8 protein-coding genes and 1 pseudogene are annotated in these 11,689 nt (G+C 70.2%); 3 read left to right on the top strand and 6 right to left on the bottom strand.

Annotated features, from left to right (window positions below):
• The 3 genes from BBK14_RS04145 to BBK14_RS04135 form a co-directional block, all read right to left on the bottom strand.
• Window positions 1-413, bottom strand: a 413-nt coding sequence (locus BBK14_RS04145; RefSeq protein ID WP_116429988.1) for an aldehyde dehydrogenase family protein, incomplete at its 3' end; no start/stop codon positions are given.
• An 82-nt stretch (window positions 414-495) separates the two neighbouring features.
• Complete coding sequence (locus BBK14_RS04140; protein ID WP_198541170.1) at window positions 496-2,148, bottom strand: sigma-54-dependent Fis family transcriptional regulator; 1,653 nt, start codon at window positions 2,146-2,148, stop codon at window positions 496-498.
• Window positions 2,149-2,153: 5 nt separating this feature from the next.
• Window positions 2,154-3,860, bottom strand: a complete 1,707-nt coding sequence (locus BBK14_RS04135) for an AMP-binding protein (protein WP_198541169.1) — start codon at window positions 3,858-3,860, stop codon at window positions 2,154-2,156.
• Between the two features lie 117 nt (window positions 3,861-3,977).
• Here BBK14_RS04135 and BBK14_RS04130 point away from each other — a divergent pair, with 117 nt between their 5' ends.
• Window positions 3,978-4,829, top strand: coding sequence for a LuxR C-terminal-related transcriptional regulator (locus BBK14_RS04130; RefSeq protein ID WP_071059885.1), 852 nt, complete (start codon window positions 3,978-3,980; stop codon window positions 4,827-4,829).
• Window positions 4,830-5,163: 334 nt separating this feature from the next.
• Here BBK14_RS04130 and BBK14_RS04125 read toward each other — a convergent pair whose 3' ends face one another.
• Entirely contained in the window at window positions 5,164-6,231 is a 1,068-nt protein-coding gene (locus tag BBK14_RS04125; RefSeq protein WP_071059884.1) for an integrase core domain-containing protein, read from the bottom strand.
• A gap of 91 nt (window positions 6,232-6,322) precedes the next feature.
• On the opposite strand from BBK14_RS04125, the gene BBK14_RS38050 reads away from it, so the two are divergent.
• Window positions 6,323-6,613, top strand: a complete 291-nt coding sequence (locus BBK14_RS38050; protein WP_071059883.1) for a hypothetical protein — start codon at window positions 6,323-6,325, stop codon at window positions 6,611-6,613.
• Between the two features lie 115 nt (window positions 6,614-6,728).
• On the opposite strand, the gene BBK14_RS38705 is transcribed toward BBK14_RS38050, so the two are convergent.
• Window positions 6,729-10,787, bottom strand: coding sequence for a toll/interleukin-1 receptor domain-containing protein (locus BBK14_RS38705; RefSeq protein WP_071059882.1), 4,059 nt, complete (start codon window positions 10,785-10,787; stop codon window positions 6,729-6,731).
• A gap of 323 nt (window positions 10,788-11,110) precedes the next feature.
• A complete protein-coding gene (locus BBK14_RS04110) occupies window positions 11,111-11,452 on the bottom strand; it encodes a histone-like nucleoid-structuring protein Lsr2 (RefSeq protein ID WP_071059888.1) in 342 nt (113 codons plus the stop codon).
• A 102-nt stretch (window positions 11,453-11,554) separates the two neighbouring features.
• On the opposite strand from BBK14_RS04110, the pseudogene BBK14_RS04105 reads away from it, so the two are divergent.
• A pseudogene (locus BBK14_RS04105) lies at window positions 11,555-11,689 on the top strand (IS6 family transposase); the annotation flags it as partial.

Raw genomic sequence — 11,689 nt, 5'->3', positions numbered from 1 at the left:
ATCTTGGTGGCCCACCCGGCGTAATAGTGGAAGACGTTGGCGGCCCAGACGACGTCCACGCCCTCCGCTATCGCGGCCGACTTACCGTTGTCGATCGACTCCAGCTGCCCGAACTCCTTGGCGCGGGCCAGCAGAGCGTCACCGACCTTCCACAGCAGCGACTGGCGCTGCGACGGCGTGAAACGGCTCCACGGACCGTCGTACGCCCGACGCGCGGCGGCAACGGCGAGGTCGATGTCGGCCGCCGTGCCGTGCGCGACATCGGTAATCTTCTCCCCGCTGGCGGGGTCGTGCGTCGGGAACGTGCGTCCCGACTGGGCCGGCCGCCACTCGCCCCCGATCAGCAGCCCCTTGGTTTCGGCGATGAACCTCTGCACCGGGTCGATCACCGGGAAGTCCACCACTGCGGTCATTCCAGCCTCCTATGACGTAAGTCACGTTCAGCTCAATGTTCGACCGGATCGCGGTGGCTAACTGTGCAACATCTGGACAGGGCTACACGCTGATGCGCAGCGCGCGGAGCCGGTTGTACAGGGTGGAGCGGCTGATCCCGAGATGGGCGGCGGCGTGCGACTTGTTCCCGCCGGTAGCGCGCAGGGCCTCGATGATCGTGTCATGTTCGGCTTGCTCCAGCGCGGTCAGYCGGTGCGAGCCGCCACCCAGGCCGGGCGGGAGCTCACGCGTGGTGATGTCGCCGACCCGGYCGTCGGCCGCGGCCTGTCGCAGCACCGTCTCCAGCTCGCGCAGGTTTCCCGGCCACGGGTGCCGGTACAGCGCCTGCAACGCGCTCGGTGTGAGTCGCAGATTCCGGCCGGGCAGCTGCCTGTCAATCATCGCTTGCGCCAGCTGCGGTAGCTCGTCCCTCCGGTCCCGCAGTGGTGGCAGCACGACGGTCGCGGCGCATCTGGCTCGTAGCGAAGCGGCTGCGCTGTCCATCGTGAACGTCGACTCGGCGGTCAGCGCGACCCATGCCGGGCTGGCGTCGAGAAGCCGGCACAGCCAGGCGGAGACCGCCACCGGCAACAGGTGCACGACCTCAACGACGATCAGCCCCTGGTGCGTCGCGGTGAGTTCATCGAGTCGGGCGCACCACGCCCGGGGCCCCATCGCGGGCAGGTCGGCGCAGTCCGCCGCGACTATCTTCGCGCCGCTGCCCAGCACCGCCGCCGCACTGCTACGGCCGGCGCCGGGTTCGCCGGAGATCATCACCCGGGCCCGCCGCCTGCCGTGCCTGCGCAGCTCCCGCTCGACCGATCGGTACAGCAGCCCGGGCTGCGGCCTGCCACGCGGCACCTTGGGACGCCCCGCATCGGCGGAGGTCAGCTCGAAAAGCGCACCAGCGGTCCCGCCGACCCGCTCGATCCGTACCTCGACCGCGGCCCCGGACGGCAGCTGGATCTTCCGGCCGCAGTGTCCGATGCTCAGCGAGTCGGTGGCCAGCTCGCGCAGCATCGGATGGTCGGCCGCCGTGACCACGTCGGCCGCGGCGGCATTGGCGATGATGACGTTCTCCCCGAGCGCCAGGACCGCGCAGTTACGATGCTGCGCGCTTTGGAACGCGGCGAACAGCTGCTGCTCGGCCCGCCGGGAGCCGTCCAGCAGCTGTTGCTCGATGTCGGCGGCGGCCCGGCCGATGAACGGCCCCCACAGCGGATTGGCCTCCTCCGCGCGCCCGGTGATGTCCAGCACGCCCTCGATCCGGCGGGTGACTGGATGGAAGATCGGACGGCCATAACAGGCATACGGCTTGAGCGCCTCGAGGTAGTGCTCGCTGCCCGTGACCGTGACACCCTTGCCCACCTCGTACGGGGTCGCGATCGCGTTCGTGCCGGTAGTCTCCTCCGTGAACTGGCTGCCCGGCACCACACCGACGCTGTCCAGCGCCAGCTCAATGGCGCGGGCGTCGTAGCGCCGGTCGATCAGCCGGGAATCCCGGTCGGCCAGGAGCACGCAGAAGCCAGTGCCTTCCAGCTGGTCAGCCAACTCGTTCAGCACCGGAGTGGCCGCGACCAGCAGGCGGCTGCGCCGGTCGATGTCGGCGATGGTCAGCCGGTCGGGCGACATGGCCGGATTCAGCCCGTTGGCCGCCGAACGGCGCCAAGACTGCGCGATCTGCGGACGGAGTGTGTCGAGCTCGGACAGATCCACGCCGATCATCGCCCGCCATCAGCCGAACGCAGCTCGGGGAACTGATCGTCCCGCCATTCGTCGCTCGGAGAGCCGGCGTTCCGCTGCTCACGGGTGCGCAGCTCGACCCGCCGGATCTTTCCGGAAACGGTCTTGGGTAGCTCGGCGAACGCCAGCCGCCGGACCCGCTGATACGGCGCGAGGTTCTCGCGAGCGTGGCGGAGGATGTCGCGCGCGGTGTCCTCGTCGGGTGCGTAGCCTGACGCCAAGGCTACGTAGGCTTTCGGCACGGCTAGGCGGACCGGGTCCGGCGCAGGCACAACGRCGGCCTCCAGCACGGCTGGGTGCTCCATGAGCACGCTCTCCAGCTCGAATGGGCTGATCTTATAGTCCGAGGCCTTGAACACGTCATCGGCGCGGCCGATGTATGTGATGTAGCCGTCGGCGTCGCGGGCGGCCATGTCACCAGTACGGTAGTAGCCGCCCGCCATTGCCGCCGCGGCACGCTCCGGGTCGTTCTGGTAGCCGGTCATCAACGGCAGTGGCCTCTCCACCAGATCAAGGCAGATCTCGCCCTCGTCAGCGGGCTGCCCGGTCACCGGGTCGACCAGCACCACCGGAACGCCGGGCAGCGGCCGCCCCATCGAGCCGGGTTTCACTGGGGAACCGGGGGTGTTGCCGACCTGCGCGGTCGTCTCGGTCTGCCCGAACCCGTCCCGCAGGGTCAGCCCCCAGGCACTCCGGACCTGCTCGATGACCTCGGGGTTGAGCGGCTCACCCGCGGCGATGACCTCGCGCAGGCTGCCCGGGCCGCCGGTGAGGTCGGCCTTGATCAGCATTCGCCAGACCGTGGGCGGTGCGCAGAACGTTGTCACCCCAGCGCCACGGATCTGCTCCAGCAGCGCGCCCGCGTCGAACCGCGAGTAGTTGTAGACGAAGATCGTCGCTTCGGCGATCCACGGCGCGAAGAAACAGCTCCAGGCGTGCTTGGCCCAGCCGGGCGAGCTGATGTTCAGATGGATGTCGCCGGGCCGGATCCCGAGCCAGTACATCGTGCTGAGGTGGCCTACCGGATAGGAGACCTGGGTGTGCTCGACGAGCTTCGGCTTGCTCGTGGTGCCGGAGGTGAAGTACAGCAACAGCCGGTCCGACGGCGCCGTGCCTGGATGCTCCAGGGGTTCCGCGCCTGCCTCACGCGAGTCCGCGTAGTCCGTCCAGCCGGGTACGGGGCCACCGACCGCGATGCGCGTGTAGTCACCCAGCACCTCGTCGAACTTGCCGGTGTCAGTCACCCCGACGATGACGTGCCGGGCTTCGCTACGGCTTAACCGGTCGACGAGGTCGACCGGGCCAAGGGCAGTGGTGGTCGGCACGATCACCGCGCCCAGCTTCATCACGGCGAGCATCGACTCCCACAGCTCGACCCGGTTGCCCAGCATGAGGATGACGCTGTCGCCGCGCCGCACCCCCCGGCCGGCCAGCCAGCGCGCCACCTGGTTCGACCGGGCGAACATCTCGGCGAAGCTGCGTCGCGTCTGGCGGCCGTCCTCCTCCACAATCACCAAGGCGGGCGTGTCGTTGCCCGCGGCGATGGCGTCGAACCAGTCGACCGCCCAGTTGAATCGGCCACCGAGGTCCGGCCAGCGAAACTGGCGCACCGCATCGTCATGGCTGCCGTGCAGATCGAGCAACGTGTCGCGGGCCGCCCGGTAGGCTTGCGTAACCTTTGTCACATTCGTCATGTGGTCATGATGGGTCCAGCCCGTGAGCACGTGGTACCCCCGGAAAGGGTTGGCCGCCGTGCCTGTCACGGGTCGAACCCCGGGAGCAGTCGGGAAGGTGATGCGCTCATGTCGACGTCGCCACTGGTCCGGCCGCGCGACGTGGATGCCATTCGCGGCGAGCTGCGCGAGATCCGCGTCAGGCTGGGCGTGCCGCTGGTCTTCGGCGGCGAGGTGACGGCGGGAACGCTGCTCATCTCCGAACTGCTCGGAGCCCGCACCCCGGGCCTACGCAATCTGCATGTCCCGGCCGGGTCCGGGCTCGGCGGGCGGGTGGTAGCCGAGCGACGCCCAGACCTTGTCGCTGACTACGCCTCGGCCCGGACCATCACCCACCAGTTCGACCAGCCCGTCCTCGCCGAGGGCATCCGCTCCATCGTCGCCACACCGGTCATCGTCGGAGGCGTCGCCCGTGCCGTGCTTTACGCCGCGGTCCGTGACCAGCATCCGCTGGGTAACCACGCGGTCGATGTCGTCATCCAGGCCGGCCGGCGTCTGACCAACGAACTCACGGTGCGCGACGAGGTCGACCGGCGGGTACGGCTGCTCGACAACGCGCAGGTCCGCCAGCCCAGCGGCGCGGCGGCCGACCGCGAGGAGCTCCGTGCGGTGTACGCGGAGTTACGCGACGCCGCAGGCGCCGTCAACGACCCCGACCTCAGAGCCCGGCTACGCTCGCTGTCCAACCGGCTGGGAGCCATCAGTGGCGGGTCATCCGGCGTCGCGGTGTCCCTGTCAGTCCGAGAGACCGACGTGCTCGCGCAGATCGCGCTCGGTTGCACCAACGCCGAGACCGCCCGCCGCCTGGCGCTGCGTCCCGAGACGGTGAAGAGCTACTTGCGCAACGCGATGCGGAAGCTCGGCGCACATACCCGCCACGAGGCGGTCGTCCTGGCCCGCCGCCACGGTTTGCTGCCCTAACCTCGGGCTTTCGTGCGCCCAGCAGACAGCAGGAGGTGACGCCGCGCAATCTGTTGATCTTGTTGCGTAAGCTCGTCGTCGCTTGCCGGTGGAAGTCCGGTCCGGGTAGCTACCCATCCATCTTTGCCTGGGTGAGGTTTGCAGCGGGGAGCTGGGCACCGACAAGGGGTAAACAGGCCGCCTACCAGCGGAAACACGCGGCCACGCCATCGTGCGTCCGCACACTGGACGCGGGCCACGACCCCGGAATGACACCAGCGGTCCGGGCCAGTAGGCCATGGCCCTGACCACCTGTGGGGTGCCAGAACTCGGCCACCGGCCTTGACCTGGTGTTTTAGGCTGCTCGTTCGTATTCGTTGATCAGGCCGCCGAGGACGGGCTGGCGCTTGATCTGCTTCTTGGTCAGGTCTGCGATGGGGTGGTCGGGTCGTGGTGGTTGAAGGTCGCGGCCGCGGTGGGGTCGTCGTCCGTTGTAGTGGGCTGCGTACTCGACCAGGACGGTGCGCAGGTGCCGTTCGCCGACGATCAGCATGCGGTCGGTGACCTCGGTCCGGACGGTGCGGACGAACCGTTCCGCGTAGGCGTTCGCCCGTGGGGTTCGGGGTGGGATCGTGACGGTGGTGATGCCGGCGTCGGCGAGGACCGCGTCGAAGGAGGCGGTGAACTGTCCCGCGCGGTCGCGGATCAGGACCTGGAAGTCGGCAGCCCGGTCACCGAGGTCCATCACGAAGTTCCGGATCTGCTGGGTGGTCCATGGTCCGTCGGGGTGGGCGGTGACCCCGAGGATGTGGACGGTGCGGGAGCCGACGTCCAGGGCGAAGAAGCAGTACAGGCGCCGGAGTGTCACGGCGCAGTCCACGTGGAAGAAGTCCGCTGCCAGCATCGTCGAGGCCTGCGTACGCAGGAACTGCCGCCACGTGGTGTCGGTCTGGCGTTTCGGTGCCGGGGGCAGCCCGAGGGTCTTCAGGACCCGGCGGATCGTGGAGGCGCCGACCCGGTGGCCGAGCTTGAGGACCTCGCCCTGGATCCGCTGGTAGCCCCATGTCGTGTTCTCGGTCGCGAGCCGCTTGATCAGCGTGGCGATCTCCTGGCTGATCGGTGGTCGTCCGGTCCGGTGTGGGTGGGTCCATTTCCGTGTGATCAGACGGCGGTGCCACCGTAGGACGGTGCCGGGGGTGAYCAGCCGGTGCGCTCGCAGTGCCCTGGGCAGGAGCCGGATCAGGGCGGCGAGGACCGCCCGGTCCGCCCAGTCCCACCGGGGCTTGGGCTGGGTACGGCGCAGCACCGCGACCTCATGCCGYAGCACCAGCAACTCGATGTTCTTCGACGCCGACGAGCGGCCGAGGAGAACCAGCCAGCTACAGACCCGAACGAAGATCAGGTACAGCAGGCGTACGGACATAGTTGACCATCATGCGGCCGGCCCCGCGCCGGCGCGTCGCCCCAGGTCACAGGCTCAGGCCGACTTCTGGCACCCCACAAGCGCTTTCAGCGTGTGGGAACAGCAGTGRCTCAACAACAGCTGGATTCCGGCGCTCACCCAGCTGCAGCAGCGCGCGGCGGTCGCCAGCGGGGTCGGGGCGTACTACATCGACGTCAGCCTCGCGTTCAGCGGCCAGTCGGTCTGCTCCGCGAAGCCGTTCGCGAACGGGCTGTTCCCGGGGTCGGCGATCAGCAATGTCCTGTCCGCGGGCCCGCAGGAGCAGCTGCATCCCAACCAGCGTGGGTACGACTGGCTCTACCAGGTGATGAGCCGGCAGCTCCGGGCCGCCGGCCGGCTCTGAGCCGCCGCCACACCGGCAGCCGGGCTGTTCCGGACCACTGGTCGGGGCAGGAAACCGAGCCTGGCATTCAGTCGCGGTCCGCGGTGTCGGTCCGTCCGTCAATCGGGTACGCGGATCAGGTCGGCCCCTCGAGCCCAGCGCGGGGCGCCTGGTCGGGTACCCACCACGGATCGGCGATCCGGCCCTCGGGGGTGACGCCGAACTGGCGCAGCCGCCCGGCGTCAACGTGGCGGCCCGCCATCTCGAGGAGTACTGCGGCGCGCTCCGGGGTGAAGTCGGTGTCGGAGGCCATGCGGCGCAGGAGCCAGCCCGCGATGTCGGACCCGATCAGCCGCCGCAGCACGGCGAGTTCGCCGATGTCCCGGCCGGACCTCGTCAGACGCTGAGCGAGGTACCGCGGTACGTCGAGGTCGCCCGCCTCAGCAGCCTCCTGGAGACACGCGAGGGCGTCGTTGATGTGTCCGGCGTCCTCGAGCCGGTCGGCGGCTTCCAGAAGGGCGCCGCGCTCGCCCCGCGCGGCGAGTCCGCGAAGCCAGCCAATGGTCCGGTCGGTGCCGATGGTCTCCTCCAGTAGATCGGCCGCGGCGCTGATCGCGTTGGGCGCGGGACCGGCAGCGACCAGCCGCTCGCAGTACTGGATCGACTCGGCGGTGCGTCCCGTCGCTGCGAGCAGGCGGGCTGCGGCGCCGAGTGCGCCGGGGTCACCGCTGTCGGCTTCCCGGAAGAGCGAGTTGGCCGCGACCTCGCTCATGCCCAGGTCGGCCAGCTGCGCGTGCACCTCCTCGGCCGCCCCGTGCCCTCCCCGCGCACCGAGCCTGGTGAGGAGCCGCACCAGCCAGGCGGCGGCCTCCTCCTGCCGGTTCGCGGCGGTGAGGAGCGCGACAGCCTCCCGCACCGCGTCGACGTCGCCGTCATCGGCGAGCAGCCGGTAGCAGCCGATCGCGTCGTCCGGGCGTCCCAGCTTCGCCAACAGGGCCGCGGCCGTGCGCAGCRCTGCCTTGTCTCCGGCCTTCCCCAGCCGCAGGTAAAGGCCGGCGGCCTGCTCGCGGTGGCCGGTCGCGGCCAGGCTCCGCGCGACGTCCTGAGCGACACGCGAGCCCCCTGGCCAGATGCGGTCCTCTGCCCAAGTGGCCAGCTCGTCTGCGCGGCCGGCGTGCAGCAGCAGGCCGACGGCGGCCTCCTGCCCTTCCGAGTCCCCGGCCTCGGCCGCTCGCTGATAGGCCTCGATGGCCGCCTGCTCGTTGCCCGCGGCGGCCAGCAGGTCCGCGAGCACCCGCCAGTCCATGCCCAGGGCCCATGGTTGYAGGTCATCTGACTCCTCCCGCCCGACAGCCTCGATGACCTGGCGGGCGCGGCTGATCGCCGCCTCGGTGTGGCCGGCGGCGGCCAGCAGGTCCGCGACGGTGCGCAGGGTAGGAAGGTCCCCGGCGTCAGCGGGCTGCTGGCACAAGCCGATGGCTTCCTCCAAACGGCCGAGCGCCTGGAGGAACCTGGCGGCCACCCGCGGCGCGTCGGGGTTGCCCCGGCTTGCCAGCGCCTGGAACCAGGCGACCGCCTCGTCGACAGATCTCAGGCCGGTGGTGCGGTCATCGAGCGGCGCACGACTGACAAGAATCCCCCAGAGCGAAAATCCTTCCGGGTCGTGACGCAGGTGGCGCGCCCGCGCGCGGTAGTCGGCGGCCGTGTGCGTCGTATCCCGGTCGCCGTCCAGCCGTTGGGCGGCCTCCTCCAGGGCGGCTGCCAGCAGCAGGGACGCCGCGGACCACAGCGCATCGGCGTCGCCCGCCTCCGCCGCCTGCCGGTAGCAGGTGGCCGCTTCATTGATCTGCCCCGCCGCGGCCAGTTGGTTGGCCGCTTCCCGTCGCGCCGGGAGGTTGCCACGCTCTGCCAGCTCCCGCAGCCACGAGATGGCGTCCCCCCGACGGCCCGCCGCGACCAGCCGAACGGACGCCACTTCGACCGCGGCGCGGTCGCCGGCGGCGGCCAGCCCCTGCAACCAGTCATCCGCATCGGCGGCCCGCCCAGCCGTGTCCAGCAGCTCCGCCATGTTCCGGACGTCCTGCCAGTGCTGCAGGTCGAAGAACTGCGCATGCCACCGATGGCCGGTAACGAGTGTCCGCGGATCGCGTAGATCGCCACCGCCTGGGGACAGCTCCGCCGAACCATCTGCCTGGTCCGCGCGGTGGAACAACTCCAACGCCTCGTCGGTGCGGCCGTCGGCGAGCAGCTCTTCCGCTCGGGCACGCAGGCCCGGCGCGCTCGCGGCCATCTCGAGGGCCCGCATCCGACAGTCGAGCGCCTCGTCGTGGCGGCCCGCGCGCTCCAGCAGATATGCGGCCCGCCGCAGCGGCTCGCTCCTACCGAAGATCTCCGCTGCCCTGCGATAGCAGGCGACGGCCTCGTCGAGGTGTCCCGACGTCTCCAAGCGCTCGGCGCCGTACTCGAGCGGATGGCTCCCACCAGCGGTCCTCGCCGCCTGTTCGTAGGCGGCGAGCGCCTCCTCGGCGTATCCGCCGGCGCTCATCCGGTCAGCCAGGATCCCCAGCGCCTGGGCGTCGTCTCCAGCCGCGACCGCGAGCCGGTGAGCGTACTGGTACAGCCCTCGGTACTCCGCCTCATCCGCGAGCCGCGCCAGCTCGTCCGGATCATCTGCGTGCGCCGCGAGTGCTTCCCAGACGGCTGCGGGAACAGGCTCCGCGCGGCCCGCCGTGTCAGCGTGCTGCTCCAGGTAATCGTGGAGCAGGTACCCGTCGGGCTCGCCGACGCCAGGCCCGCTCCGGACCGGGGTGAGCGCGCGGACCCCACGAAGCTCCTCGGTCGCGGTCCGGACAGCGGCGGTAAACCAGTCGGGACCAGCGACCCGCTGCCCAGGAGCGAGATAGCCGGGCGCCGCCTCCTCAAGGAGCGCCCCCGGGAGCGGGCCGGAACGCCCGAGCCGGCGGATGTCCATCGCGGCAGTGAGCAGCGCCCGGCTCTGGTCATCGAGGGTGTGCGTGTAACGCTCGAGCAGGTCCACCCCACCGGCCAGCACCTGGGTGATCGCCTCGTCGGCCCGGCCCGCCTCGCGGGCGACGGCCAGCCGGGGATCCTTGCGCGCGAACGCGTCCAGCACATCCGGGCTGATCTCCTGGAAACCATCCGGTACGTCGATCCGATGCACTCGGCCGAGCCGCAGCAACGCACGGGCCTGGGCGAGCCGGTCATCCTGACCGGAAGCCAGATCCGGCTGGCCGGCGAGCGCCCGCCAATAGCGCGGCCACATGCTACCGACGACCACCACCGGACCGGCGCCGGTCGTCAGGAGCCGGCGCAGCGCACCGGCCACCCGGGCGCTGTCGCGACCCTGCAGGTAGAGCTGCGTCTCGTTCAGCCACAGCACGGTCGACGGGCCGATACGCCCGGCATCCAGCAGCCGCAGCAGCTCCGCATCGTCCACCGGATGGACGAGCGGCCAGTCACCGAGCCGCGCCCGGACCGCCTCGTAACAACTGCGAGTCTTCCCGGTCGAGGAACGGCCGACCAGAACGACCATAAAACTTTCCGACGGATCCTCGATCAGCTCAGTGAGCCGGCGGTCATGATCCCGTGCGATGAACAGGGGCAGCCGCCCCGGCGGCGCCGCCCGGCCGGGAGCCGCGACCTCGATCGCCCGGTGCACCCCGAGGTCGAGCGGATCGTGCGTGTCCACGGCGCGCGCCCGCGGGAACATCGGTTCAATCGCCGGCTTACCACGGCCCTCCCGCAGCGCCGCCAGCAGCCGCACCCGGGCGGCGTCCCGGCTCATCCCGAACAAGTCGACGGACACGACCTGGTTGAGCAGCCCCGGCCGCGCGCAGTCCTCCACCCGGACGACAAGCAGTTTCCGAGCCTCGCCCCGGGGATCATCAGCCCACGCCGCCTGCCACTCCGCCGCCGCGTAAGCGGACGCAAGGTAGGAGGTGGACAGCACCGCGATCGTCCGCCGTGCCCTCAGCGCGGCCTGGTGCATCTCCTGGACGAAGTGCGAGCCGGCGCCGAAATCCCAGGCCTGAACGCGGGTGTGGTAGCCCGCCTCCTCCAGATGCCAGGCGATCCACTCCGCCCATTCCCGGTCCGGGCCGGCGTAGGAGACGAAGAAATCCACCCACCCGCCGTCGACGGGCGCCGGAGCGCTTCCGTCGCCGGACCCAACCACGGGAACAAACGTATCGCCCCGACGCGGATCAACCCCGAAGCCATCAGGACACCGACAGACGAGCGACTCCGCCGGCGGGGGTCGGCTTCCCGCTCACCCTGTGACAATCAAACCGGCGTGATCCTGGCGTCAGCTGGCTTCGTCGACAGTCATCCACGCCTAACCGTTCGACGCGGCGACAGCGTGGCCACGCTACGAGCTCCGCACCAGGATCAGTCCCGCATTCGTAGACCGGGATCCCGCCTGCCCCCAGGCCCGCGGTCTGTCCGGCGGGCCCGCAGAGCGCCAGTGCTGGTGCCCCCGCGAGCCTCGCAACGGGCCCGTCAGTGAGCTTTGTCGAACGCTTCGACGACGGTCGACGCGATACGACCCCGGTCGCTCACCGTGTAGCCGTTGCTCCGCGCCCACTCGCGGATCTCCGCGGTGCGCTCGGCAGACGTCGAGCGCGGCGAGGCGGCACGCGGGCCGCGCCGTCCGCTGCCCGCACGGCCACCGGAACGACGCGCTGCCGTGACGAACACAGCCAGCGCCTCACGCAGCTTTGTGGCGTTCGCTTCGGACAAGTCGATCTCGTACTGCGCGCCGTCCAACCCGAACCGGACGGTCTCGTCGGCCGTCTCTCCACTGAGATCATCGATCAGCGAAACGATGGTCTTCTGCGCCATGAGCATTCCCCGTTCCTGCTCGCGGACCGTGTATCCGCGATGTATTCGGCACTGTTGCGTTGACGAAGTCCGCCATCGAGGCTGCTGATCAGTCATGATCGAATGAYGCGTCGACGTCGTGTCCGTCCACCGGCTCCGACGTCGGAGTTCGCGGGGTTCCGGTTCCCTCCTGAGGTGATCGTGCTGGCGGTGCGGTGGTATCTGCGGTTCGCATTGTCGTACCGGGATGTCGAGGAG

Origin of the sequence: Parafrankia soli, assembly GCF_001854695.1 — a bacterium.
Taxonomy (GTDB): domain Bacteria; phylum Actinomycetota; class Actinomycetes; order Frankiales; family Frankiaceae; genus Parafrankia; species Parafrankia soli.
This window is presented reverse-complemented; position numbering and strand designations above follow the sequence as displayed.

Excerpts from the sequence above, each read along its gene's own strand:
- BBK14_RS04130 (WP_071059885.1), top strand. The coding sequence starts at position 3,978 with ATGTCGACGTCGCCACTGGTCCGGCCGCGCGACGTGGATGCCATTCGC.
- BBK14_RS04110 (WP_071059888.1), bottom strand. The coding sequence starts at position 11,452 with ATGGCGCAGAAGACCATCGTTTCGCTGATCGATGATCTCAGTGGAGAG.